The organism is Pseudomonas sp. Irchel 3E13, assembly GCF_900187455.1.
Taxonomy (GTDB): domain Bacteria; phylum Pseudomonadota; class Gammaproteobacteria; order Pseudomonadales; family Pseudomonadaceae; genus Aquipseudomonas.
Genome location: NZ_FYDX01000012.1, coordinates 108354 through 134022, shown reverse-complemented (window position 1 = coordinate 134022; position 25669 = coordinate 108354). Strand labels below are relative to the sequence as shown.

Annotated in this window: 26 protein-coding genes; 15 read left to right on the top strand and 11 right to left on the bottom strand. The window is 55.7% G+C overall.

The features are described 5' to 3' along the window. Nucleotides 1-12: 12 nt before the first annotated feature. From CKW37_RS21610 to CKW37_RS21595, 4 genes are all read left to right on the top strand, one after another. On the top strand, nt 13-492 hold the full coding sequence (locus tag CKW37_RS21610; RefSeq protein ID WP_095158274.1) for a hypothetical protein: 480 nt from the start codon (nt 13-15) through the stop codon (nt 490-492). A 194-nt stretch (nt 493-686) separates the two neighbouring features. Next, nucleotides 687-2171: an ATP-binding protein gene (locus CKW37_RS21605; protein WP_095158272.1), complete on the top strand. Its 1485-nt coding sequence runs from the start codon at nt 687-689 to the stop codon at nt 2169-2171. A 12-nt stretch (nt 2172-2183) separates the two neighbouring features. Further along, nucleotides 2184-2501 (top strand): hypothetical protein, encoded by a 318-nt coding sequence (locus tag CKW37_RS21600; protein ID WP_095158270.1) that lies wholly within the window; start codon nt 2184-2186, stop codon nt 2499-2501. A 228-nt stretch (nt 2502-2729) separates the two neighbouring features. After that, entirely contained in the window at nt 2730-3134 is a 405-nt protein-coding gene (locus CKW37_RS21595; protein WP_095158268.1) for a hypothetical protein, read from the top strand. Between the two features lie 503 nt (nt 3135-3637). Here CKW37_RS21595 and CKW37_RS21585 read toward each other — a convergent pair. The 4 genes from CKW37_RS21585 to CKW37_RS21570 all read right to left on the bottom strand — a co-directional run bounded on the left by CKW37_RS21585 (nt 3638) and on the right by CKW37_RS21570 (nt 5519). Beyond that, nucleotides 3638-3931 (bottom strand): hypothetical protein, encoded by a 294-nt coding sequence (locus CKW37_RS21585; protein ID WP_095158264.1) that lies wholly within the window; start codon nt 3929-3931, stop codon nt 3638-3640. Nucleotides 3932-3999: 68 nt separating this feature from the next. After that, nucleotides 4000-4461 carry a hypothetical protein gene (locus CKW37_RS21580; protein ID WP_095158262.1) on the bottom strand — a complete coding sequence of 154 codons (462 nt, stop codon included), beginning with the start codon at nt 4459-4461 and terminating at the stop codon, nt 4000-4002. Between the two features lie 135 nt (nt 4462-4596). Further along, on the bottom strand, nt 4597-4878 hold the full coding sequence (locus tag CKW37_RS21575) for a hypothetical protein (protein WP_095158261.1): 282 nt from the start codon (nt 4876-4878) through the stop codon (nt 4597-4599). A 113-nt stretch (nt 4879-4991) separates the two neighbouring features. Further along, entirely contained in the window at nt 4992-5519 is a 528-nt protein-coding gene (locus tag CKW37_RS21570; protein WP_095158259.1) for a hypothetical protein, read from the bottom strand. A gap of 198 nt (nt 5520-5717) precedes the next feature. Here CKW37_RS21570 and CKW37_RS21565 point away from each other — a divergent pair, with 198 nt between their 5' ends. Beyond that, nucleotides 5718-6533, top strand: coding sequence for a hypothetical protein (locus CKW37_RS21565; RefSeq protein ID WP_095158257.1), 816 nt, complete (start codon nt 5718-5720; stop codon nt 6531-6533). 746 nt (nt 6534-7279) lie between these two features. On the opposite strand, the gene CKW37_RS21560 is transcribed toward CKW37_RS21565, so the two are convergent. Beyond that, a complete protein-coding gene (locus tag CKW37_RS21560; protein ID WP_095158255.1) occupies nt 7280-7654 on the bottom strand; it encodes a histone-like nucleoid-structuring protein, MvaT/MvaU family in 375 nt (124 codons plus the stop codon). A gap of 258 nt (nt 7655-7912) precedes the next feature. Here CKW37_RS21560 and CKW37_RS21555 point away from each other — a divergent pair, with 258 nt between their 5' ends. The 7 genes from CKW37_RS21555 to CKW37_RS21525 all read left to right on the top strand — a co-directional run bounded on the left by CKW37_RS21555 (nt 7913) and on the right by CKW37_RS21525 (nt 13456). Further along, complete coding sequence (locus CKW37_RS21555) at nt 7913-8338, top strand: hypothetical protein (RefSeq protein ID WP_143502077.1); 426 nt, start codon at nt 7913-7915, stop codon at nt 8336-8338. Between the two features lie 485 nt (nt 8339-8823). Further along, nucleotides 8824-9177: a hypothetical protein gene (locus CKW37_RS32555; protein WP_143502075.1), complete on the top strand. Its 354-nt coding sequence runs from the start codon at nt 8824-8826 to the stop codon at nt 9175-9177. Nucleotides 9178-9450: 273 nt separating this feature from the next. Beyond that, entirely contained in the window at nt 9451-10371 is a 921-nt protein-coding gene (locus CKW37_RS21545; protein ID WP_095158247.1) for a hypothetical protein, read from the top strand. A gap of 274 nt (nt 10372-10645) precedes the next feature. After that, on the top strand, nt 10646-11053 hold the full coding sequence (locus tag CKW37_RS21540; RefSeq protein WP_143502073.1) for a TraR/DksA family transcriptional regulator: 408 nt from the start codon (nt 10646-10648) through the stop codon (nt 11051-11053). A 110-nt stretch (nt 11054-11163) separates the two neighbouring features. After that, on the top strand, nt 11164-11766 hold the full coding sequence (locus CKW37_RS21535; protein WP_095158243.1) for a hypothetical protein: 603 nt from the start codon (nt 11164-11166) through the stop codon (nt 11764-11766). Nucleotides 11767-11855: 89 nt separating this feature from the next. Next, on the top strand, nt 11856-12764 hold the full coding sequence (locus CKW37_RS21530; RefSeq protein ID WP_095158241.1) for a DsbA family protein: 909 nt from the start codon (nt 11856-11858) through the stop codon (nt 12762-12764). A 125-nt stretch (nt 12765-12889) separates the two neighbouring features. Further along, nucleotides 12890-13456 (top strand): hypothetical protein, encoded by a 567-nt coding sequence (locus CKW37_RS21525; RefSeq protein WP_095158239.1) that lies wholly within the window; start codon nt 12890-12892, stop codon nt 13454-13456. An 11-nt stretch (nt 13457-13467) separates the two neighbouring features. On the opposite strand, the gene CKW37_RS21520 is transcribed toward CKW37_RS21525, so the two are convergent. Then, nucleotides 13468-14937 carry a 3'-5' exonuclease gene (locus CKW37_RS21520; RefSeq protein WP_095158237.1) on the bottom strand — a complete coding sequence of 490 codons (1470 nt, stop codon included), beginning with the start codon at nt 14935-14937 and terminating at the stop codon, nt 13468-13470. 174 nt (nt 14938-15111) lie between these two features. Here CKW37_RS21520 and CKW37_RS21515 point away from each other — a divergent pair, with 174 nt between their 5' ends. Further along, the gene (locus CKW37_RS21515; RefSeq protein WP_095158235.1) at nt 15112-15999 is read left to right on the top strand and encodes a hypothetical protein; all 888 of its coding nucleotides are present in this window, start codon (nt 15112-15114) and stop codon (nt 15997-15999) included. A 191-nt stretch (nt 16000-16190) separates the two neighbouring features. Then, nucleotides 16191-16718: a hypothetical protein gene (locus CKW37_RS21510; protein WP_095158234.1), complete on the top strand. Its 528-nt coding sequence runs from the start codon at nt 16191-16193 to the stop codon at nt 16716-16718. Nucleotides 16719-17479: 761 nt separating this feature from the next. Here CKW37_RS21510 and CKW37_RS21500 read toward each other — a convergent pair. The 3 genes from CKW37_RS21500 to topA all read right to left on the bottom strand — a co-directional run bounded on the left by CKW37_RS21500 (nt 17480) and on the right by topA (nt 22229). Then, nucleotides 17480-19282: an ATP-binding protein gene (locus CKW37_RS21500; protein ID WP_256587823.1), complete on the bottom strand. Its 1803-nt coding sequence runs from the start codon at nt 19280-19282 to the stop codon at nt 17480-17482. Nucleotides 19283-19448: 166 nt separating this feature from the next. Beyond that, a complete protein-coding gene (locus CKW37_RS21490; protein WP_177454461.1) occupies nt 19449-20015 on the bottom strand; it encodes a hypothetical protein in 567 nt (188 codons plus the stop codon). 90 nt (nt 20016-20105) lie between these two features. Next, entirely contained in the window at nt 20106-22229 is a 2124-nt protein-coding gene (topA, locus tag CKW37_RS21485) for a type I DNA topoisomerase (RefSeq protein ID WP_095158226.1), read from the bottom strand. A gap of 447 nt (nt 22230-22676) precedes the next feature. Between topA and CKW37_RS32550 the strand changes: the two genes are divergently transcribed. Next, nucleotides 22677-23165, top strand: coding sequence for a PD-(D/E)XK nuclease family protein (locus tag CKW37_RS32550; protein ID WP_143502071.1), 489 nt, complete (start codon nt 22677-22679; stop codon nt 23163-23165). Nucleotides 23166-23228: 63 nt separating this feature from the next. Here the strand turns inward: CKW37_RS32550 and CKW37_RS21475 are convergent, their stop codons facing one another. Both CKW37_RS21475 and CKW37_RS21465 read right to left on the bottom strand, forming a co-directional pair. Further along, the gene (locus CKW37_RS21475) at nt 23229-24443 is read right to left on the bottom strand and encodes a hypothetical protein (protein WP_256587822.1); all 1215 of its coding nucleotides are present in this window, start codon (nt 24441-24443) and stop codon (nt 23229-23231) included. Nucleotides 24444-25037: 594 nt separating this feature from the next. After that, the gene (locus tag CKW37_RS21465; protein ID WP_095158218.1) at nt 25038-25565 is read right to left on the bottom strand and encodes a hypothetical protein; all 528 of its coding nucleotides are present in this window, start codon (nt 25563-25565) and stop codon (nt 25038-25040) included. Nucleotides 25566-25669: the final 104 nt, after the last annotated feature.

Here is a 25669-nt window from a genome sequence, read left to right as displayed (position 1 = left end):
CGGAGCTTTTCCATGACCCCTTTTTTGAATCTCGCGCCACACTTGGCAGCGTTGTCTGCTGCCATTTCGATGGATGTGATGTCTGTGACTGGTGATGAGCTGCAGTCGCTGTTCATCGAAGCCCTGGAACAGGGTGGGTGCAACATTCTCTACCGTATCAGCGGCAATGACCTGCATGTGCACTCGTTTGCCGCGATGGCTGTCTACTCCGATTGGCTGAGGCGCGTCGGGCGCTTGGTCTGCCTGGATTCGGATGGCGAGGAAGGCTTCTACCTCGGCGTCGACTGCAAGCTTTCTGAGGCGGTCCTGGGAGACCTCATGCGGGCCTGTGCTGAGGCCTTGATGAAAGCCTCGGATGACATGCGGCGAATTACTGGTGCTGGCCTTGTGGACGCTGTCAGGCTTTCATCGAGCACTGGCGAGCCCCTCGCACAATCGCAGATTCGTCTTTCACACATGAGCCGCGGACTTCGCCTGGTCAGTGCTGCCTAACGGGTCGAAGAATCTTCTCGCCGGCTTAGTTATCAAGCATTTCACACAGCTACCTTGCCAGGTGCTTTGAAGCGGCCGAAGTTTGATCCTCGATCAGGTGCGAACCTAGAACACCTCGACCGTCCGAGTGTTTACAGTTGCTTACACCAGCCGTCTAGCATCGCTAGGCACAATGTGAAAAGGCAACCTCGTAGATGCAGATTCGATTCGGCCTTGACGCCCAAGAATTAAAAAAGGGGAACAATGTTCCGATCGTCTGGGACAGTTCCAAGCTTGTGAATGGACACAGTCTGCTGGTCGGCATGTCCGGCTCGGGCAAAACCTTCACGCTGCGAAAAATGATCTCCCAGGCACTGAGAACCGCAGGGGAGAATATCCCACGAGTGCACATGTTCGATGTGCACGGAGACCTGGAGATACCAGGCGCATCTGAGGTGCGGTTTTCCGAGCAAACCCGCTGGGGCCTCAACCCACTGAAGGTCAATCCGGATCCGCACTTCGGTGGTGTGAGAAAGCGAATCCAGGCGTTCATGACCACCATGAACAGGACGATGCGCAGCATGGGCCCAAAGCAAGAGGCTGCGCTGCGCAATATTTTGACCGACGTCTATGCCCAGTATGGGTTCAAACAAGATGACCCTTCGACTTGGTACGTCCAGGACGAGACCGCCGTCATGATGAGTGACGGGCACGAGAACAGGCTATTTCTCGACGTGCCCAAGGCCGAGAAGGATGAGGCAAAGGCATTGGGCGCGCGTTGGAGCGGTGGCCCGCTCTACTCCTGGTACATCAATCAGGACCAGTATGAGGGGGCTTTGACCCGTTGGCCGCCAAAACTCATGGCCAGGACCCATCCGTCGATCAAAGACGCGTTGCGGATGGCGCAGAACATCCTTCAGCAGTCATTCCTGGGGTCTGGTGCAGACGCTGTGACCTACCTGGAGATTGCAAACCGCGCGGCCCAGTCCTATCGCAAGAAGGTGATTCAAGCCCTCCGTAAGGGTGAGGCCAACTTTGCAGAGGAGGCCGAGAAACTTGACCTGGACAAGGCGAAGAAGAAGGCGATCGACGCGTTCTCGACATACGTTGAGTCGATTGAGACCGGGCGTGAGCTGATCTCCCTTATGAAGTACGACAGCACGGACGTCCTCAAGTCCGTGGTGGACCGCTTGCAGAATCTCGACGCGATCGGGATTTTCAAGCCTGCGTCGCCACCGTTCGACCCACGCAATCCAATCTGGCGGTACAACATTCACGCCCTGTCCATGGAGGAGCGGAAGCTATTCGTCCTCTTCAAGCTCGAGGAGCTCTTCATGGCGGCCGTGGAGCGAGGACCACAGGAGCATATCCAGGACATCATCATCCTGGACGAGGCCCACATTTACGCTGACGACGATCCTGACAATCCGATCAACACCATTGCCAAAGAGGCGAGAAAGTTCGGGATTAGTCTGATATGCGCGTCGCAAAGCCCGACCCATTTCCCTGAGGATTTCGTCGCTTCGGTGGCCACAAAGATCGTGCTGGGTATCGACGAGATTTACTGGAAGCCCTCAGCAACAAAGCTACGGCTTCGAGAAGACGCGCTTGCGTGGATCACGTCGACGAAGACGATGCTTGTCCAACTCAAAATGAAAGGCGAAACCCAAAACGACTGGGCCTGGTGCCTCATAGCCTAACGGATCAATGCAATGAAAATGCTCTCCATTCTTGTGCTTTCAACACTTCCGGTTCTGACCTGCGCCGGCCAGGCCCCTGTAAAGGAGCCGGTACCCGAGGCCGCAGTGCTCGACCGGCTTGAGCGGATTGCCTTGCCGATCGGGAAGGGGGCAATACTGCAGGACCGCCACGGCTGCTTGTGGAGCGTCATGGAGGGGGAGAAAGCCCCGCGGCTGGTCGCCTTGACCAATGAGGCGAATAAGCCGCTGTGCCGTTCTGAAGCTGAGCATGCGGCAAGCCCGGTGCAGGCGCCGGCTCAGCAGTCACTTCCAACGCGTTTTAAGATGTGAGGTTGTGGGCCTCGCACTTACGTGTTCTCTGGCCTGGTCGTCAGCCCAGGCGTCCATGGCCCTGGCTGATATCCATTATTCTTGGAGCGCTGTAGACTCACCCCAGTTCTTCGAACCTGGTTGACCAGGTACGAGAAAACCCAGCTGGTGGTCACCAGCACACCTCAAAACCCCCGCGGGCTACCCCCGTAAGGGGTTGCTCCGCGGTAGCTACCTATGGAGCAAATCATGCAAATAACCGAATCCCTCAACGACACCGAAGCCAAGATCTGCGATTTCGGCACAGCTCCGGCACAAGCCTTGGCCGGCTATAAGATCCTCAATACTGTTGTGGAAACGGATGTGGGAGCCTTGGCGTTGTTCGCTGGGCAGGATGTTCGCCTGGTCCGAGGAGCTCGCGTTTATGGAGCGGCTGGCAAGCAAGAGTTCGCGGTGATGGTTCGACTACCTGTCCGACGGATGCTGTGTTCTTGCTGTGGAGGAGTCACCATCGGGCGTCAGTGGCACAACAGGGACGATGGTTTTGGTCTGTGCGTGGATTGCATCGATTTTTGCCATCGCAGAGAAACCCCTGAACGGTTCCAGAGCCTCTACGGGGCTCGTGGAGTGCATTTCGATGTAAAGTCGACGTGATTTCAGATCCGCTTTGCGCATGTTGTGACTCGATCTAGGCGCTGACCGCGCCCAGGGTCAGGAGAAATAAAAAACCGCCGGCACTTTGATCTGGCGGTTTTTTTTGTGCGCCGATTGGGGCCCTGGCAGCCTCCACAAGGGCAACCTGGATTTTGTCGCTGCCCAGATCGCTGGCTGGGCACTGCGTCTACCTGGTGTGCATCGCACCCTTCTCTACGTCCTCAGCCCCGATCGCCGGGGCTGGGGTATAGCTGAGCGATTTCCTTGAACTCAGGGCTAGCGCTCTTCCATGTCCAACTTGTGCATTTGCATGGCAATGACGAAGACGACTCCGATGTAGAAAACCCATTTCGCTCCGGCCACGGTATCTGGCAACTCAATACCCAAAAGGTGTGTTGTGCCGACTGCCACTGCCACGGCCACACAACTAAGAATCAGGTGCAACAAAAAATTCCCCATTTCGGGTTACCTCTCCGTTTCGCGAATGCGAAAACTGTTTTAATTCACGCTTGGGGGTCGTGATAGGTGGAGTTCATTGCGGGCAATTGCGCTTTAGTCGGGAAGCAACACCCAACACATGGATCACCTTCATAGTCGTGACCAACGCCGTAGCACCAGTCGCAGTCTGCGTTCTCCGGGGTGTCTGTCCTCGGCTCCAGCATTGCCTTGTACGCCTTGACTGCTTCCTCTTTCGAAAGCGGATAACCAAGGCCGGCGGCAACCAGCTTTTCCTCAAGGTCAAGCTCCATGCGCCAGGCTTTCTCAGCGACGGCCTGAGTCTTTTCTTTGGTATTCATAAACAAACCTCCTCGCCACGGTAAGCTTTCCTGCAGTCCGTCCCGTCAGTGATGCCGCGTTTCCCTGCTTATTTCGGGGCCGTGCCTGCGGGCACAACGTTCGACGGTGAGTCGGCCATTTTGAATTTGTATACGAGGAAACGACCGCGCTCGCTGTCGCCCCAGTATGTGAATTCGCTCCCCTGATCCGGCACCACGAAAGTCCGCAAGGATTCTGTCAGCCACTTGGCCATGTCCAGCAGCCAAGTCGGCAAATAGTTCCGATCTGGTCGGCCATCATCAGAAACCAGAACATAGACGCAATGGTCTTTCACACTGAAAGCAATACCAACGTTCTTCCGGCCCATTACCACGGAAGCACAGGCCAGCTCGTAGTCGTCTGCTTCGTTGCCCAACGAATCGGCCAACAGATTTTGATACACCACAAGCGCGGCTTTGGTCAGCTCGTAAGCATCTGCGATAGGGCTCTTGCCTTTGCCACTGAACACCGGCTCTTGCAGTACAAGCGCGGCTGGATCGTTGTTATTCATCGATGTGCTCCAGTTGGTACCAAGTAGTGAAATTGCTCTTTTCGACTGCCGCCGCCCAGCGAGGGCTGGGCTTGGATAGGCCTGGCGTTAAAACTCCGGGAGCGGGCGCGACCGGGTACTGGTTGAGATTTGCGGCTAAAATCGGGCCGGGCGTGTGGGGGGGGTGTAGCAATAACCGCCAGCGGACCCGTCAATCACATTCCGGTGGTGATAGCTGAGAAGCTGAGCAAGCGCCATCTCCTGCGCCGGTTGTCCCTTCTCATCAATTTTGGTCAAACACCCCTTGGGGTCATCCCTCAACCCATAAAGCGAGCCAGGAATCTGTCCGGCCATCAGGCCGGTGCTGATGACTGCAGCAAACCCCAGCGCCAGCAGCGCCGAAATGCCCATAGTTGCGATTTTTATCTTGATAGCCATATCGAAGGCCTCGTCTATTCAACGACCTCGAGGCTACAGACTGCCCAAATTACAGTGGTGCGAGTCTGCGCCAATCCGGGGCCGCAGATGGAGACCGCGGTTGAACTTGTAGCTCAGTCGATGAATCGCAAGATGGCGTCCGATTCGGGGTGCGGTTTGACTTCAACCAGAACCTTGGCCATCTCCGCTTCGTTCAGTGGCCGGGTGCCCTCCGGCGCGTTAGCGTCAATAACAAAGTCGTACCGGCCGGAAACCGCATTCTTCAGAGCGAAGTACAGGTCATGCAGGGTCTGATTGCCTTCGGCGTCATCGTTCTCGAAGGCAGTGGCATTGCAGGCCGAGAAGGCGATGAGATTCGCGACAAACGATGCGGCCTCGAGCGTAATTTCTTCCGCATTGTGCCCCAGCACGATGACGCTCTTAGGCCCTTCCTCTGGGAGCACCATTGCGATCGCGCCATTGAGGTATTGCCGGATTTCATAGGACCCACCCTCGTAGGCCTGTCCGAGAAGCCCGCGCATTGCATTGAGCACAGTTCGCTCCCAGGCGACGCAGTAGGCACCCAGTTTTTGGTGGAGCGTTGCTGGGGTGGTAGGAAGGACGGTGTAGGGCTGAGCTGTGGTGGTGGTGGTGTGCGCCATCGTTTGAAATCCTCGAGAGGTAGTCTGTGATACCACCCTCCCACGTATTTCCCAGATGCAAGGCGTCTACGAGGTGTGCCAGTTGGCGCTTGGGGTCGTTGCCCCACAGTTTGATAGATGGTAAACAGGCCGGCACAGCCCTGGCAGGCTCGCAACACTGAGTACGAAGCATACCGCCTGGACTCGAAGGAACGCATATTGAGAAATATCGAGCACAACCTGACCTCAGATATCACGATTGCCCGCTGGATTTCATGGCTGGCTGGTGCGGTCCCCATATTTTTCCGAGTACTTCCCCTCTACATCGTGGTGACCACTTTTGCGGCGATGATCGCGATAGTGCTATTGCTGACCTTAGGCAAGGCCGCGTTTCACATCTTTAGCCTGGCAAGCCCTTTGGTCTTTATCGTCTTGGCCATGTGCCTGTGGCGGACAGGCGTTTTAGAAGGGCGTGGGGTCACAGCTCGGGCGATCGGACCGGGTTCACCTTGGCGCCAGTTTTTCCGGTTGGCCTCGCCACTGGCACTGGTAATTGGAGGCCTGCTCAACCTCATTGCTGTTGGTGCGATGCTCAGCTCTGACATCTTGGCTTGGCAGTCCGGTTCGCTCCCGCGACTTGAAGTACCAGACCATCTGTTTGATGAGGGAAAGCGGAATTTACTCGTGATCCTCTACACCAGTGCTGTTGAGCAGCAGCTCAGCATAATGCCCCTGTTCGTCATCATGGGGGGTAGGGTGGAGCCCTACCTGGTCGCGGCGATGATGTCAGGTCGATTGACCTGGGAGAAGGCCAAGGCGATTCAGGCAAACCTGACGAGACGCGAAAAATTCATTCTCAGCCCCATGCGGCTGCTGGTGCTGAGCGGTGTTCTTCTGCAAGCCTCGGCGAGATGGGTGGACGCTTCGACCAGTGCGCTGGGGGTTGCTCTTTTGCTGACTAGCATTTGTGGCTGGTTGCTGTATTGCAGCCTTCTGGCCTCAGCTGCAAATGACTTAGTGCCGGCAGATCGTTGAGAAAGTGCAGGCGAAAAAAAACCGCCTTGTGAGCGGTTTTTTTTCAACCCCGCTTTCGCGAAGTTTTTGCTTTAGCCTGGTATGCCAGTTGCCTGGATTAGTCTCTGCAGTGCAGAGGGAGGCGAGCTAGTCCTTTCGTTCGGGAAACCCCTACTTGATGTAACTGTCTCTCATACCATCTGCAGCTGCAGTTGTTTTGCGGGATCAATTGCTTCCCGAGGCACCGACTGCGGACCTCACTGATCAAGTACAACGTCTTCTTGACCTGGAACCTTGCCGAAGCGCAGTTCCCACACTTGTGGCAGTGGCCGCCTTCTGAACGTCTAGAATGAGTTCCTGCTGGCGCAGGAGCAGAGCTTCCATCTGGAAGCATTGCTTATTTTGGAACCATAGAAACCAGCACGGTGAGCCTGCTATTGCAATAGCAAACGACCGGATGCCGGGATGATGATACGACTGTCTGCTTGAGCCGACTGGCATTATGCAGGGGGAGTCAAACAGCTAAGAAGAAACTTTTTAGCGACCTCGAAGGTGTTCAGGAGGTGCCATGTGCGGCGAGAACCGCGGGTAGGTGCTGCAAGCAGCTTGGCTTTCGCCGAACTGATGCACAAGCATCAGTGGAAGAGTCGCCATCATGCCAGCGGTGAACAGAACAGGCAAGAAGAGAGCTGGGTTGTTTTGAGGACGCAGATCCGGTGGCACGAAAAACCCTGAGCTGGCTCAGGGTTTTGATTTTACGATCAGAGTTACACCTGGGCAGGATGGCGCCAGGCCTCAACATTCTCGGCGCCGTACTCGGATTTCCACTCCTTCAGGCGCTTGTGGTTACCGCCTTTGGTTTCAATTTTTTCACCAGTATGAGGGTTGCTATATACGCTGACCACGCGCTCGCGTCGGGTCTTCGCTGGGGGGCGTGCAGTAGGCGAGCGCTTAGCCCGGTCAGGATCCAGCAGGCCGATGATGTCGCCCAGGTTTTTCCCGAACTCCGTCATCAAGACGCGCAGCTCCTCCTCGAACTTCATTTCAACCTTCAAGGCATCGTTGTTGCCCATGTCTTCCAGGCGCTGTTGTAGTTCTTTGATTGCTTGTTCGGTTGCGCGGTATTCGTTGATCAGGGACATCAGTCAGGCTCCTTGAATTTGTACAGGAAGACGTGAGTAGGCTCTAAGTGCAGCGGTCCGCTTCCAGCTTCGTAAAGGTGTGGCGTCAAGGCATTAGTCTACACGAGGACAGATGCTGCCATACCTTAGTCAGCGCTGAGACCCAAAACAAATAGAAGGGGTGGCATTGACCAAAGAGCCGCGTGGAGCAAGGTAATTATCTGCTGTCCGTTTTAATCGATGTGCAACGTGCAGGGACGGTAGGGAGCGAGCGCAAGCTTGCATATCTGGGACTGGTGTCATCATCCAACCAATATTTTAGAGGTAGAAATGATGACGGGTGTGTTCTACCACGGCCTTGAGATCCTGATATGGGCTGTACCGACGCTTTATCTCACAGCGGATGAGCTCGAAGCCGGGGGTTCAGCGCTTGTCGCAGCTAGTGCCCCCGTATTTCGCTGCAAGGCAATTGAGCTCGGCGAAAGGCATGCCGCACTGGCCGTGACTGCGATCGAAAGGTTGGCGGGGCCTGCGGCTCGTGATATTCCACCCCATAGGCCAGCCGATTCGAACCTGGGCGGGCATCTGCAGGCTATTCAATATTTCATCCAGTGGATATGCGATTCGGCCAAAGTCGGCGGGACATTTTCATTGGAACAATTAACCGTACCTGCCAGTGAATGGGTCCCAGAAAATGATGCTTGAGCAACAGCCAAACACACCGAATGATTGGCCTGACTACACGGACTCAGCCTTTGACCTTCTTGCCAAGGTCAAAGGGGTTCTTGAGGTGGCTCATGCCAGGCACAAGGTGCACCGTGGGGAACCTGTACCCAGGGTAAACACACGGGGAGGGCGCAGCATTTCCTGCGATGTTGTCTTCTCTGAAGTCCGGTACCGGACCGATCGCAACAATGCACTTCGCTTCGACATGAGCCTCTATGTTGGGCATGGGGTGTATGGGACTGTTGAGACAGTCGGCCTAATAACGGCCCTTCGCCAGGATCTCTTCAAGCGCGTATCAGCAGTTGTAGATCAGTCCAAGGTCACAGCCCAGGCCACTGGCTTCGAGGTTTTACTTCGCGATGGATCCCTCACGGTCGAGAGCGAAATGAAACAGGCCGGTGCCGTAATCAAAACCCACCTTTGGATTCGAGCCAGCGCACTGGACCAGGCCATGAGGTCCGCTTATGCTTGCAGCTCCTAAAGCAATCCACAGTTTGAACTGCGGCTTGCGGCCATTTGGCCATCAGCTGTTCAACAGCAATCAGATCAACCCTTGCGGGTCACTTCCCGCATGGGGAGCGGCTCGTGATTTACTCTGGAGCCTCTCAATGAAAAATTTTCAGTTTTTAGTTCTGGCTGGCATCGTTCTTTCTGGCTGTATTGAGATGCGTCCAATCGGGCGTATTCCACCAGAGGTCGAAGCCAGTACTGCACCCGTATGCCAGCAGAACGGCGGCGTCTATGACTGCCGCTGGGTTAAATTGACACCCCAACTGGCGATCCCAGTTCAAGCGTCAACTTCTCGGATCGTGTTCTAACTGGAAAAATCTGAATTAAGCCCATAGGCGACTTCAGCGCGGAGAACCCCCGGTCCTTTCAACAAGGGTCGGGGGTTTTTCGTTTGGCCTACTTTTGCCCGTAGGAGCAGGGCTGTTCTGGCCATGAGGCTCGATGGCACCACCGGCCCGCCACCTCGTGACACAAGTAGATGAGGACCAGGTCGGGTATGTGCATAACAGGGCGGCAATTTGCATATTTGCACTGCACCAGACCTGTAGTCTCATATCTAGAAACCAAGAAGAGGTCCAAGAATGAAATCCATCTGCTTTTCACTGATCGCTGCGGCAATGGCATCCCTCGGCGGTTGCGCAACGTACGACAATGCCAAAATGGCGCAATTCGAAGGGGTCGGGACAGCGCAGTCAGCGGCGATTGATTACGAGTTCAGGGCAAGTGATCAGATGACGATCAAGCATGCCAATAGTGCACCGCAGAAGTTCGCAAGCACGGCCACTGCAACTGACAAGGTCTTCGCTGTATTGGGTATGCCCTCACTCAAGGCCGCTCCTCCTGGTACGTTCAACAGTGGGCAGCTCATTCAATCGACCAGGGAAGAAACCATTCGCTACATGTCCAGCGACGCTGCCTCTCACAGTTCTACCGGTAAGGATCTGGAAGCCATTGGCTTGAACGCAATCGGCGGTAACGTTGGTGGCGCCGGCATGGCGTTGAACTTGGTTGGCGGCTCTCCAAAGGTCGATCCTCGAGTTACCGTCGGGTTCGTGATCTGTTTCATGCCTGCTGTTGAAGGCCAGGACATGGCAGCGGCCGTGGCCGGTTGTGGGGCCAAGGTAGAGGCAATGTTCAATAAGACCATGAAAGAGATCAGCAAATCCTACGTGCTGCCTAACGCTGAGTACCGACTGGGCAAGATCGATACGCCTGCAGGTCTGAAAGCGGCGAAGGTGTTCACCGGCCGACGGGGCGTCCTTGCCGCTGAAGGTTTTGCACCTCTTGATCGCGGTGGCTTCCCTGCACGAATCGTAGCTATCCCAGTGGGCCACGAGACCACCAACGGGTCTTCGTCGGGAGCACTCATTGACACCATGTTGTTCAAATCCCGCGGTGAGGTGACCTCGGAACAACTGGCTGCCGCCCTGGCCAAGAACTTGCCGAAAGACTCGGCATTCTACTTGCCAGACCGGGATCGTGGCCCAGCATCTGTTTACTGACCGTAACCCGAGAAATCCAAACCGCTTTCGAGTTGGAAGCGGTTTTTTGTTGCCGGCCAACTTCAGCGCTGCATGCAAAAGATTCTTCTCGCTTGCCAGGCAGTCCTGGTCCTTCACATAGCAACGGTTCCTACCTTCTCGATTCTATGGTGCTGTCCTTGGCAGTCATCTACTGCTATGGGTCGCCCGCCTTTAGGGGCTGGATAGAGGGTTGCATATCTGAAAGTCGGGGCATCATCCAGGTGAAGAAATAATCACTCTGGGACCCTATGTCGTGAACAAAAAAGACCTTCTATCGATGAGTTCTGACGACTACATGTCAGAAGTGCAGCTGCAGTTCTTCCGAGATCTAATCAATGTACAGATCAGTGAACTGCGGATGCGAATTGGAGAAAGCCGATTTGAGCTTGAGCGTTTGGAAACTGTGCCTGACCCCGGCGACGCCGCGACGATTGAAGAGCAGCGGCAAAAAGTAACCAGCTCAATCAATAGGGACTCGAAGGCTCTTGCTGAACTTTCAGAGGCGCTGAACCGGATCCAGGATCAATCCTACGGGTATTGCGAATCAGGGGCTCAAATCGGTCTGCAGCGGCTGCTAGTGCTCCCCAGCGCCAGGCTTTGCGTGGAGGAGCAGGAGCGGCGTGAATCGCGCGAACGACATCACGCGCGATGCGCGAACTGACCCAATAGCTTCATACCCCATGATGGCTTCGCACAGCTCGAAATTCGCGTAGCCATCAGTCCACAACAAAGGGGCAAACTCGCCCAGGCACAGTTCGCAAGAGGTTGATAATGACAATTTCACGGCTAGACCACGGGACCATTCATTTGAAAGAATACTCAGATCTCAACGCGGAATTTCTGCTGATGCGCAAAGAGGCACGCTGCGTACTTCAGTTGTTCCTGGACGAGCGTCAGAAGCTCCGCGCCGCTGAGCGTGCGATGGGCATTCTCGACGCGAAGGGGAAAGGGCAGGGCCTTCCCAGGGATGAGATCTACATCTACCACAGCCATTTGACGCAAAGCCGCTTCTGCGCGGGGCGGATGAAAAACCTTGCAGCAACGCTCGCAGCTTATGGTCACCGGTTGATCGAGCTGATGGACGCCCTCTCGCCCCTTCTATCCATCGATCAACGACTGTCACTTATAAGCGCCAAGGCACAGGGCTTGCCGGGTGAGGCCTGGAAGACTTCGCCCCTCTTTCAGTTGGTTACTCGTTACAAAGCCGAAGATTCTTCCGCGTTTAGCCGTGGGGTTATGGGGCCACTCCAGGCATGTGTTCTCGCCAGCCGCGGTGATCTGATCGCCACCCAACAATCCGCGCGTCAGGCCGCCCAGCTTTTTGCCCCGGCGCACCCTGCTGTTGGTCCACTTACACTGGTTGCCTCTCGGTAACCGAGCCACTTTGAGGGGCTGATTGGCCCCTTACCACTTCCCTCGCTGCGTATCGTTCCTTGCACTAGATACCACAGCAGGAACAGCCAATGCTCAACTTCAAGACCACGAAGACGATCGCCCTTTCCGTTTTCTTTTCGCAGGTAGTGACCGTCGCTGGGTTCGCTGCATTCAACGCCTGGCATGGTGGCCACTACTTCGATGACAAGGTCGCGGCCGCAGTCGACGATGTGCTCGAGCAGCGTGAGCAGAAGGAGATCGACGCCTACGCGAATGCACAGTTCAGCCGGTTCCCCAACGCGGTCGACAAAGTGCCAAACGACGCCCGGGTCTATGGCGATCTGAAAGCGCGTTTCACCCTGGTCGAGTTTTCTGACATGGAGTGCCCGTTCTGCAAACGCCTCCATCCAACAATGAAGGAAATTGTTGATCGTTCGAACGGTGCGGTGAATTGGCAGTGGCGCCACCTCCCATTGCAGTTCCATAACCCGGCCGCGCACGACGAGGCGAAGGCCTCCGAATGCTTTGCAGAACAGAAGGGTAACAAGGGCTTCTGGGTGTTCATCGACCAAGTATTCGAGCTCTCGGCGGGCAACGGTGGTGGCGTGAAGGACTTGCCGGAAGTCGCAAAACGCCTGGGAGGGGACAAGGCCAAGTTCACCGAGTGCATGGCTAGCGAACGACACAAAGATCGCATCAACGAGCACATGCTGATGGGCGAGAAGATCGGCGCGACGGGTACGCCCGCAACGATGGTCATCGACAACCTCACCGGGGAGAAGGAGTTCGTGAAGGGCGCCCAGCCAGCGAGCGCCTTCATCACCATCATGAAGAGAATGATGGTCAGCGAACGAGCAGACGCTCAAGCCGAAGAACAGAAACAGAGCGGCGAACAGGTCGACGGTGGTGCGGTGGTGACCGAAAAAGTTCTGGGCTTCGGCGCTCAGAATGGTGCAGCGGTGGAAGAGGAAAAGCCTTTGGCGGAAGACAGCAATTAGGGCGGTAGATCTGATTCCGGGGCGTCCGTATGGCTCTCTCAGGTGTACCTGGGAGGGCCATTTTGTTAGGAGAGGTTCATGGTCCATCAATGCATCATCGCGATCCTGGGAACTGGAGCTCAGCTATGAAGAACGCTCCATCGTCGAACCCTCAAGTGCTCGGTCTGGGGATTCGGGTTCTTCTCCACCTGGTAATCGCCGCCATTGTCTACGCCACCGTTGCGGGGCTGCTGCCTACGGCGCTGTTGCATCACGGGGTACAATGGCCAGCTAAGGCTATACGTGGCTTTGGGATCGCCGTCTCGTTCATTTGGGGTCTGTACGCCCTCGCGGTTGCACTTCTGTGGCTTTGGAGGAAGGCTTCGAACGTTGTCACAGCGCTCCAGCGCGATCCACGTGAGAACCTTCGTACGCTACCTCCGCTGAAAGGCGAGCTGACGGATCTGCAAAAAAACGAGCTGTTGGTGCTGACCAAAACCTCAACCAGTTGGGGCGGGCTCGAGGCAGAACTGAAGGCCCGCGGTTTTCGTTTGGTCCCACATAGCCACGACCTCTGTTTGGCCACGCTGAACTCGACGATCGAAGTACTTTGTACTATGTCGAGCCTGGGATACGGCGCAAGCTACGAGTCGCTGTGCAAGCGCTGTGGAGCCCCGCCCGAGCACTTGGTGCCGCTACGCCGGGCGATGTGAAATCGGAGTGGTCAGGCCTGTGATTGGCTGGCCGCTAATCTCTGCCTGTAGGTACATTCGCGCATCAGGCCGATAACCACCTGGTTGACGGCCAACTGGTGACGGGCACGGGTTGTCGCTACGTACAAAAGCGCTAGCTCGTCCTCCCGAGATCCATGGTCCATCAGGGGATCTAATGGATCGGGGAAGTCGTCCATCAGCGCGACGTTGTCCCACTCCAGGCCTTTTGAACGGTGTGCCGTCGCCAGAGTAATGTCTGCCAGGCTCTCGTCTTTCACGGTCATCGCACGCATCTGCCGAAGTTTGCCCTCAAGGTCATCAGATCCAGTGATGATTTTGATAGCCCTGACCATTTCGCGGTCTTTCGTCTCCTCGGCGATGGCCAAGTACTGATCCCAGTCGTTGAACTCCTTGAGCAATCTTTTGTTTTTGACCTTCTGGGACTGACCTTCACTGAACCAGTAGAGGTCCTCGATATTCGAGATCTGGTAACCATCAATCCCACCGACCCAGTACACTTTTCGGCCGGCCGCGGTGAAGTCCAGGGCCGAAGTAATGACCCCCATGACAGTCCTATGAAGTAATGCTGGACGCTTGGCTGTACTGTCGAGCGCTGTCTTGATTTTGGTGCGTGCACCAGCTCCAACGACCTTCAGAGTTTCGCCCTTGAAGCTCAGGATCATGTTGGCCAGGGAGGCAGTAGCCGGGCCGAACCGGAACGACCTGGTCAGGTTCAGGTCAACAGCATCATTAAGTTCTGGGTCATCGAGCGCGTTGTCTGCACCCCTGAAGCGATAGAGCACTTGGTGCCGGTCACCAACGAAAATTTTCCTGCAGCTCTGCATCTTGATGAGCTCAAGAGTCAAACCGTTCAGATCTTGAGCTTCATCCGCAAGGATGACGTCGTATTGCCTACTGAGGTCTGGCTTGCTGAGTAGATACAACTTCAAATAACCGTCGTGCAAAATCGGTACAGAGCTGTCCTCAGGGTCGATCATTCGGGCCCAGAGGTCCTCGGCCATCTTGAAGAGGACCTCTAGGAAGCTCGGCGGCATCTGCGACCCGGGCTTGCGATTGATGATGGGAATGTGGCTCTCATGGAAGACATCAAGGGGGCTGCAGAGAAAGTTGCTGACCATGTCGACAACAGCTCGTACAAGGGTCCAGTCGTTCGTTTCCAGAACCTTAGCCATGTCTCCCAGGCGAAGTGCCCCCTCAAGCTTGTGTTCGAACTTCGCTCTGTAGCTTCTGTATGCGAGCTGGTGGGTCGTTGCGCAGAAGACATTGCTTGGGAATCGGTTCTTTGCCTCATCACGAATCGACTTGTTGTACGCCAGGTAAAGGAAGCGCAGCTTTGGGTATCGCCGTGAGTAGCCTTCCAGAGACGTCGTTTTGGATGCGCCTGCAAACGCGCGGAGCCGGATAAGTGGCGCCGTGCAGTCGAGAAACACCAGTTGTTCCGATGTCCAGTTAATGTCCACGGCCGATCCCCTAGGTTCAATCCGGACAATCTACCAAGCCGCCCTAAGCTGATGGGCTGAGACCGAGCCATATGAGGGGCCGTGCTTGCCAGTGCCCGACCCAGGGTCGATTAGCCAACCGCGCCTCGCCACCAGTGCCCAGAATCAAGCTAGTCAAATATCTGTGAGCCCAGAATGTTCAACGAGTCCAACTGGCAGGTCGCACTGTACCTGGCCTACGCCTTTCTGATACCACCGCTGTCCATCCTGATCATCGACAGGTTGGTACGAACCCTGGTGCGCAACTTATTCCGGTTTTATGCGATCACAGGTTTGCTCGGTACCCCCGTACATGAGCTTGGACACGTGCTAGCGTGCTTGGCGTTCGGTTTGAAAATAACCAAGCTTCGGCTCTATTCGCCCGACCCGGCCAGTGGCCGACTCGGATACGTGGAGTTTGCCTATCGGCCTGCATCGATCATTCACGCAGTTGGACTGGTAGTGCAGGGAGTAGCCCCAATGTTCGCGGCCTTCGCTTTGTTCGAGTTCGTGTTCCCCTCACCGCAGGCCCTTGCCCCGTGGTCGACTTGGGGGAATGGCAGCTCTGTAGTCCTCGAGGGAGTAGCGGGGGCCTGGATCCTGGTGGTGGGTAACTTCCTTGCTGATGGACAGGGCTTCCTGTGGAGCGTGGCAGCTCTTGTCATCGCCATGCATTGCATTCCCTCATGGGCTGATATCCGCTTAGCCCTCAGGGGAGGACTGGTCCTTCTGGCAGGAGCGCTGGGAGTCAGTTTCCTTTCCACGATGGACTTGGGTGACCATCTCCCAAGCAGCATGAACACTGTCTTGTCAGTAGTTCAGTCGACTTCGACTCACTGGGGAATGGTAGCGCTGGAGTGGTTCATCTACGCGGTGACCCTGGTCACGGTCACGGCTGTCGCAGGGCTGGTAGTTCTTTTGGTCCTGCCCGCTGCATGCGTGGCGTTGCTCAGGCGCGTGCGATCGCCCAGCGATGGTCAACGAAGGTCTGCCGCACACGATCTGAAGCCGGCCGTAGAGGGCGAATTATCAGGCTCTGAGTGAGTCGTGTGCTCTGTCACCCTGGTTGCCATGGAGCTCAGGGCCCCGGTTCCATTTCAGAAGGTGGTAGAGCGAGATAAATCTGTGTCCCCGCTAAAGCCGTGATCAGTTCGCCCCTGCCCAGGGGGCTATTTGCTGACCTATCAGTACAGGTACTCCCTATATTCGTCAGAACTTCACAGCGAGTGCCATCCATGCGGTTTGCAGTCCTTCTGATGCTGCTTTCGATGTCCGTTACAGCAAGTGATCCGGTTTCGCTCGAAGCTGGAATCGCTGATGCCGTCTCGCAAGGCGATCTGGATGCCGCCGGCGTAGCGCTGGCCGAGCTGAAGCAAATGGCTTGCAGCGGTAACCCTATAGCCGCTGCAAAGGTCGGGCGATTCTACCTGTTAGGGAACGGACTCTTTGAGCGCGATGTAGAGAAGGCGAAGCCCTTTTTGCGATTCGGTGCGGAGAGTGGGGCACCCAGCTCCGCGGCTGACCTAGCTGTAGCGATAGCAACCAATCCTGCGAGTGTCGAGGCACTGGAGGAGGCGGCCAAGTGGGCAAAGGTCGCGCAGTACGTCGATGGCGAGGGGAACGCGGATGTTGTTGCCCAGTTGGTGCGCCTGGCGGCTGCTGGGAGTGACTTGACTGAGGGTATACAGGACGGTGCTCGCTGGATTCAACTGTACAGAACAAGAGGTACTGCTTTTGAAGGATCACCTTGTCAGCCTGGCTAAGAGCGTGAAGCTAGGGTTCACCATTATTGGCCTGACCACGCTTGTCTACATGTTGTGCCAAATGCTGGCGCCGGCATTTCCTGTGGTCATGGCCATTGCGGGGCTGGTACTGCTTTTTGGGTGGCTCTTGGTTATGCAGGGAGTTGGACAGTGGGCCATTTCGACCTTCGATAACAGGTTCAAACGTGCGGACTTCAAGTCAAGGTGTACGTATTTGTGGGCGCATGAGGCCCCGCCCCTGTGCGATCACACAAACGACTGGATCATGCACGGATTGGTGCACCAGGACCTGCCTGTGGACGCTAGTGGCCGTTGCTGGTCCTTCGGGATTGATACCTCTGGGTATCCAGGGTATGAGGCGCGAGGGTATCTGCTAGTAGTCGGGGCCATGGTTCACTTTGCCGTGGTTGCAGGTGTTCGAGGCAAATGGCACATCGACTCTTACTGTCGCGCCTCATGCTCTGTGGAAGGCTCGGTATTCACGGTGGAGTCGATTTGTGGACCCCTGACCGGCTGGGTAGGGGTGGGTGCAAAGCTGGGTGTCGATCTCTCTCACGCTGGCGATGAAGGGCTGCGTGGAGGACCATTTGGGTATGTTCAGCTGGCGAGTAGCGGTGTACCTCAGGTGCTCAAGCGGTTTTGCCTGGGGGCGACACACCCGGGTGAAATCCAATGAAACGCTCCGACGTATAAGTCCACCCTACGTGCTCGTGGGTGGACAGCTATGACTGATTTTTGTTCTACGTCGGCTTCACCCATCATTACCACTCATCGCTATCACCAGACCCCGTTGTGGGCTGGTTCTTTAACAACAACCATTTCTTCTTTCTGGCCATTTCCTCCTGGGCCTTGGCGATATCCGATTTAGCGATTAACCGGCGCATGTCGAGCGCGGTGAGTCGGTCCCGCCGGCTGATATCAATTTCGCTCTTTAGGAGAATCTTCATGTACTTGAGGTGGCACTCACGCACGACCCGACCAAACAATGTATCCCGCGTTGCATCGTGGAACCGCTTGTAGAATTCAAGCCCGTGCTCGTGTTCATCGAGAGAGCTAGCACCCTGGTGGCAAAACTCATGGACGGCCAGGGAAACCAAGCCTGTAATATTGGTAAATGCATCATCCAGTGCAGTCACATTGATCCAAATGAAATCGAACCCATTTGTCCAGCCATTGGCGAAATCTGAATGGCCGGCAGAGATTTTCCTGACCCGTGAGGAGGGGTCGTTGGTCAGTCGCGAAATGTCCGTTGCTACATACCTGAGAGCACGAAGAGCTGCAAGTTGGCGTGGTGAAAGATCAGCATCAAGAACCGACTTTGTAGTGCCGGCGTAGCTCTTTTTTATTTTTTCAAATTTTATAAAGCGTCGATCCCAGTTTTCTGTTATGAACACATCGAATAGCCGACAAATTACGCAAAGGAAGTCATACGCTGCATCTTCGTTACACTCCAGTTCTGCCAAGTCGAACATCCTTGGAACCATAATGGCAAAACGGCCCTCAGTAACAGCACGTTCAGCTATGAGGCTCGACCTTCCGTCATACAAGCTGAAGCGGGAGTTGGACAAGAATTCGCGCGGGGATACGCGCTTGCCTGCAAGGTCGAGAATAAAGCGCATATCACACAGTATTTCGGCTTCTGCGGGTTCGATGGAATGATGTTGCCTCGCAATCTTGAAGACCAGCGCTCCAAGGTCTCTGTCGCTCATCTGGGCTGACTGTCTGATGGAGGTACGGAAAGCCTTTTTCCCAACAGCTCGCATGTTCTCTAGGTAGGGACACCCATACAGCCAGCTATTGCGTGCCATGTTAAGCTTGATAGGACCTTTAGAGACGAAAGTTCCGCCAACACCGAACTCTCGTCGCTTCGTAGATAATGCGTAAATACCTTGGTTGTAGATCTTTAGTTCTGATGATGAGTCGAACAAGTAGTAGCCGAATTCATCTTCTTGACTCCAGGTGCATGAGTCCGGCGGGGTGTTCAGCTGCTTCCCAGCTAAGTAAATCGGAATTGTTATGTATTGTGTAGATTGGACGAAAGAATCATGGCCTGAGTAATGCCAGTCATCGTGTTTTTCACTCAGAAGTCCTGATGATTGGAGCTCCTTAAGTGCTGACTCGTCAGTAATCACACCTTCGATCAGGCATCCAGCGTGCTCGATGTCAGTCTCCACGAGGGTGTAGCCGAGAGGGGCGCCGTCATCGAGAAAGCGAACGTCCATGATGAACTGGCCGCTTCGCCACGTGGTATGAGCGAAGGCCATGATTTGGCCCCGGCCAATGCGGAATCGCCCGAATTGTGCGTCACCTTCGGTATGGGGTGTCCCGAATGTCTCGAAGAACTTTTCGATTTCATCCCGACTACGGAAGCCTTTCCCGTCGTCCTTCACGGTAAACGTTCCGTCACTGCGGAAATGCAGGTCGATTTGGGTGGATCCAGCATCAACGCTGTTCATGACCAGCTCGGTAACTGCTTTTACGAGAGTGCCGGCCTGCTCTTTGATTAGGTGCCGGATGATTCCTGGATGGACGTTGAAGTTACGCTGCTCAGTAGCACGAGTCATTGGGGGGGGCGCTGTCTTGGGTTTCCATAATTTGTTCACCGAGTGTTTAGCGATCGTCATCCCTTCAGGGTGACCCTACGAACGTGATCCGCTAGGGGGACGGAGCCCGAAGAGTGCTACCAGATCCCCAAATTCCCGTCTCCCTTCACCCAGCAGTTCGAAGTCTTCAGTCGTTGGCTGTTGGCCGTGTAGAACCTTGGAATTGACTCGTTCGAGCGAGGCGGTTAGATCCAGTAGGCGCTGAAGTTTTTCCCTTGCCTCTGGAGGAATGTCGTCGTTGGTGAACACTTGATGTGGCCCCGTTACTTTTTTGTTTGGCAATGAACACTAGCCGGCGAGCCTCCATCTCGACGCACGCTCCCATGTCGAGGGTGGGCACCGAAACATTCAGGTCGCCCAGTTCCTCGAGGGTGAACTCCATTTCACAGCCGGCGATGTGGTAAAGCTGCTGCAAGGCTACTTTGACGCGTTCCTCTTGGCATCCTACGACGCCACCTAGCAGGAAATCATTGATCAACTCGCATGCCCGGTGCGGCGCAACGCCGACGGCTTCCATTTCCAGCGAGCTCAAACCGGCGCTTAGCTCATCCTCGGGGTGAAGCTCAATGATCCCTGGCATAAGCCCGATCACCACATTCAATGTGTTCGTAGCGGTGGCGATGCCGATCTCAATTGGCAGCCTTTTATCAGCTGATGAGTAGCTGGATACCGCGATTGCGCCGTCAATACACATAAAAAGTCCATGAGCGTCTGTCCAATCGGAGCATTATCCAGACGCCCTGGTGCAGGGGGACTTAGATCTATCCCCCAAACAGGGGCGAATTTAGACCTCCTGGGGTGCACTTTCCGAGGAATCAACGCCCTCATAGGGCGCAGTGCCCTTACACTTCGGATACCCAAGGCAGCCCCAGAACTTACCCTTTGCGCCTGTCCTCAAGGACATCTGGTGCTTTTTGCACTTAGGGCAACGATCCACCGAAAGGGTCCGCGGCGGTTTGGGGCCGTCAGTGTCCGGCGTCGTGTCCTTGGTGCGGATGGTGGAGAGATCAGGTTCAGGCGGTTTACCGCGCGGCTTGGTTTCATTGCAGGATGCCGTACAGGCCGGGTACGCGGTACAACCCCAGAATGCCCCTGAGGATGTAGTTCGGCGCCGAAGAACTCCAGTGTTGCAAATAGGGCAACTGACCTGGTCGCCAAACATCTTGGCCTTCTCCTCGGAAACCACGGCGGCTATGGCCGGATCGGATTTGATCTTTTCAACCTCACCAGTGAGTATCTGGTGCTGATAGCTCACGACGGCTAAATAGGACGCCTTGCCTGTGGCGATCTGGTCGAGAGCGCCTTCCATCATCTTGGTGAAGTCGTAGTTGATGAAGCTGAATCGGCCCCTGAGAATCGAGATCACGCCCATGCCTAGTGGGGTCGCAAAGAGCTTCCGGCTTTCCTTGCGGATGTACTCGCGCTTGTACAGCGTGGCCACAATCGAGGCGAAGGTAGAGGGCCTTCCAATGCCCATGGACTCCAGCAGCTTTGTCAGTGAGGCGTCAGTCAGTCGAGGAGGGGGCTTGGTGGCGGTTGTAATTGGCGTCACCTCGCAGCACTGTAGCCGGGCTTGCTCCTGCAGGTCGGGGAGCGACTTGTCGTCCTCGTCGTCCTTTGCCTCTTCCTTATCCTCAACCGCATCGTCTGGGGTGAGAGCCATCCAGCCTGGGCTCAGTAGTACTCGCCCCTTGGCCAGGAATTGAAGATTCGAGCCCTTCACCTGGACGGCAGAAAGTAAAAGGGCCTTGGTCGCATCATATCGAGCCGGGACCATTTGACTTGCTACAGCGCGAAGCCAGATCAGCTTGTAGAGCTTCATCTCGTCGCTATCAGGCGCAAAGTCGGTGGGTGTGATATCAACGGCAGTGGGCCGGATAGCTTCGTGTGCTTCCTGTGCGTCAGCTTTCGACGCCCATGTATTCCGTTGCGCTGGCACTGGGTGCCCTTGACCAGTAAGCCAGGCACGAATTTCTTCCGCCGACTCCTCGTCGAGGTTGGGGCTATCTGTTCTGTGGTAAGTAATCAGGCCCGCGTCGAAGAGTGCCTGAGCCTTCTTCATGGTCTGGTCGACATCCATTCCAAGCTTCACGCTTGCAGCTTGCTGGAGGGTGGATGTCGTGAAGGGAGCTGGCGCTTTTCTGTCTTCTTCCCGGCGGTCAACCTTGTAAACCATGAAAGCAGGTTGGTTCTTGATGGCCTCTGCCAAACTGGCAATGTACGGTGCGTGCGTGAACAAGTCGGTGGCCTCAACACCCATCGCTGTTTGTAATGTCTGGTGCTGCCATTCTGCGTGCCACACCGCTTGCTTGCCGGGCCAGGGGAAGCCAACCTTGAGCTTGTAGTGTTCGACCGAGACGAACCGCTCAATGGCTTGTTCACGATCGACCAGGAGCAGCAATGCGGCCGATTGAACGCGGCCGGCAGACAGGTTCACAGCGGCGCCGGATATTTCCGTCAGGAGGGGGGAGACCGTGTAACCCACGATACGGTCAAGGACGCGCCGGGCTTCCTGAGCAGCCACCAGCATCATGTCGAGGTCGCCGGCATTGGAAATGGATTCCGTAAGGGCTTTCTTGGTGATGGCGTTGAACTTGATTCTGCGGTACTTCGCTGGCTTTAGGACTTCTCTCAGGTGCCAAGCGATCGCTTCACCTTCTCGGTCAAGGTCGGTGGCCAGGTAGACCATGCGAGCCTGCTTGATCAACTTCTTCAGGTTTGCCACGACCGATTTCTTGTCTTCATTTACCTCATAGTCAGGTACAAAGTTCGGGGCTTCTACTCCCATTCGCCGAAGGGGTAGGTCACGGAAGTGCCCAACGCTCGCGGCAACTTTGTAATTTTCACCAAGGTACTCTTGCACCTTTTTTATCTTTTTCGGACTTTCGACTATGACGAGATCGAACACGATATTCTGTTCCTAGGAAACCTAGTGCAACAGTGCCTTGCGGATAATGCTGAGGGGCGCCGATTCGCCCCTGTTGACGTCACTTGCGCAGCCGAGCGACCTCGTCGGCTGTGCCAGCGTTGAGGACAGCCCTCAAATGGAATCGGTCATGCTCCACCTCGCCTTGGCGGCTGAGTTCCTTCATCGCTTGGGTCGGTGCGTCTGCCAGGTTGAGGGCAACCATCAATTCGCATTGGCCCAGTTTGGAAAGCTCTGTAGCCGATACAGACTTTGGATGGCGACCGTTGCGTCTCCCGCTCATAAATCACCTCATGGTCTCATTTGTCACCTGTACAGATTCTCATGCTTCTCAGATAAGCAAGCTTTTCAGCTGGTGGCCGCTCCCGCGGGGTTGCACTTTCAGAAGAGGGGGTACTGTAGTGGTGTGAAGAAATAATTGGTGAGTGTATGAATCGTGCAATCGGTGCATGGAGTGAGAACCTTCCCGACGCGTTGCGTGGTGGTCGGGTAGTGCTGTCCGAACGCGATCTGGCTACCGAAATTCCAGTGCCTTTGCACGGTCGTGGGGATCAGGTGTTTCTGGTTAATGGCTGGCTGGTGCCTGTGGACACCAAGCGCAGGCGGCGGGAGATGGTCTACATGAAGGACGTGATCCAGCTGAGCGTTTATGCCTTCATCTTAGCTCGCCAGTCACAGGCGTTGTTCGGGAGGAATCTACCCGTTTCAGGTACAGGTTACATCCGGATCGCCGGCCCCTCGCGCACGATTTACAAACCTGTAGCACTGCTCAACAGCGCTCAAATAATTTCGCTATGGAACAGGTATTGGGCGCTGCGTTGCGAAGGCCTTCGGGCCGCGCCAAGACACCCGAATGAGACTGTCTGTGCGGGCTGCTCGAAAAAGGCAATGTGCCCGGTAGGCCGCAGGGTTCGATAACCTGCCAATGAAAAAGGGGGAGTCAGAAGTATCTTCTGGCTCCCCCTTTTGCGTCACTCCGGTTTAGCTGGCGAGGCTCATATTCAGCTGGCTCTTATCCTCGCCCACGGCGGGTGCACCGCCATCATCGCGGTGCGTAGACACCTCATTGGAGATCGAGATAAAGCGTTCGTACTCTTCGATCGGAATTTGAACCGAAACGCTCCCCGATTGGGCGTTGATCACCGCTGACTCGCGCATGTGCCGAGAAATGCCGGTCATGGTGGTAGTCATATTCGTGATCAGCTTTTTGCCGATGCGCTTCGTCGGGGCCTGTATGTTGCGACTGGTAAGTCGGATTGGCGGTAGGACCGGCGCTGCAGGTTCAGCAGAGTTTTCAGCCTGGGGAGGGGCGGCCTGGTCGGGCTCGTTACCAGCCTTCTCAGTGCCATTCGGGGTGGTCGCGTTTTCAGTTGTGGACTGGGCAGAGGGTGGTGTCGTTGCAAGTAAAAGCGCCTGCTCCTTCTGGCGAGCCTCATAGGCGTCGAGGATGATTTTCTCGCTCGCGCTGCCATACTTCCGCCAGAGATCCAGGGCAAGGAATGGCTTGATGATCCCCTTTTCAAGCAGTTCCTGGACTGACTCAGGTAAGAGCAGCAAGCGTATGCTTTCGCGAACACTGGTGTCGGTCCTGCCGACGTACACTGCGATCTGGCCATCAGAAAATCCGAAGTCACGCAGACGTTGATACCCTCTGGCGCGTTGGATGATGGTGATTTTCAACTGTTCGTTCGAAGTCAGGATGCGAACGGTGGCCAACTGATCACTGCCCTTGAGTTCGATGACCGGCAACCGTTTGATTGGGGCCCCGCGTTCTGCCGCCAGTTTCGCTGCGCGCAGCCGGCAGTGACCGTCACGGACGTAGCAGTGCCCGTTGACAATCTTTACCTCCAGAGGCTGGAACTGTTCACTGCGCGACCACGCGGCAGCCAAACGTTCGATGTGTTGTATTGTGTCCTCCCGGCTGTAGTCACGTAGGTTGAAACCCTCTTGTTCCTCGATCAGTTCCAAGGCCAACCAGGTGAGGTTGGTCTCCCCAACGCTTCCGCTGTTACCTCCTGCGACAGCTGCTTCGCAAAAGGTCGATAAGTCATTAGCGAGCTGGGCTTGTTCACCGTGCTCTACGCTGTCTTCGTCGTACTGTTCAAGATCCGTCATCGTCGTAGTTCGCTTATGTAAATGTGAGGCGGCGTGAGGTGGAATCAAATCCACTGGGCCGAACACGAGAGCGATGTTCATCGAGTCCCGGTCATCTCAGCGTGCGCGGGGAGCCATCGAAGTGCTTCTTCGGTTCTCGGCCAACCTTACCGTCAATTCTGTATATGCAAGGGCCACTTCGGACCCCCGAATGGTGGCGAATTGAGACTATTACGGGGTTGATTTTTGTTACGGTCCCTGAAACACAACAGGTGAGGTGCTTTGATGGGACGCGCAGGAGTGGCTGTAAAACATCCGAAACCACTCAAGGTGAGGGTTTCTCTGAGATCCTTGGTTAGGGCTCATGAGGAATCTACGGGCAGCAAAGCAACCCTCGGGATTATTGAAGAGATGGTCACTGCTGATGCGGTCAGCAGTAAACGCATGGCTTCCCTGGACCTGCTGATCCCTGACGGGCGTTGGCACAGGTTTGCGGAGCGATTGAAAAGGGCGTGGAGTGGCCAGTTGCTCTGGGGGGTGCCTATCAAGCAGCTGCTGGTAGTTGTTATGGTGATCGGGGCCTTGGCCGGGGTCTTGCTCGGGTTGGCAACCTTCGACTCACGCGCCTATTGGCGGCTTATCGGGTTGATCCCAGGATAAGAGGGCCCCTTTCGGGGCGGTGTGCGGTACCGGGTGTCATTTGCCTTGGAAGCATTTACCTCGCAAGGATGCGGGGATTCCTTTAGGGCCGCCCTGAGCGACAATTTCCCACTCTCGCTCGGTCATCTCCATTCCAGCACCCCGGCAAAGTTTCCGATAGGCCCGCTCGTACTCATCTTGGCTGGAATTTAGTGCTGCAACCCGTGGCGCTGGAGCACTCGCCGCGGGAGAGATGATCAAGGCCTGGTCAATGGCCTTGTTCAAGCCGTGATTCAGCGCAGTGACCACAACACTGCTGCCCTGCCCAGATCGCAGCTCAGCGTAGTTCCCCTGAGTGGTCATAACCACGTCTTCGCTGCCCATCACATGCTGATAGGCCGGTTTTCTCAGAGCCGCTCCACCACGGCCGTCATGACCCCAACTGCTGTAGAACTCATGGGCGATTCGAACCGGTACGTAGGCCGCGGCGTTATCGGTCACATGGTCATATTGGTGTTTGTGCGAGCTGGAGCAAGCCGCAAGAAATGCAGCTGCCGCGATCAGTATTGCCTTAGTCCGGAGCATATCGCCCTCCCGTGGTGTGTGAGAGGGATTATGTGGGGGAGAGCATGGGAGGGTGGGCGTAGTCCGACCCGCGAATTGGTATGGATTAAGGCTCTCCTCATCCA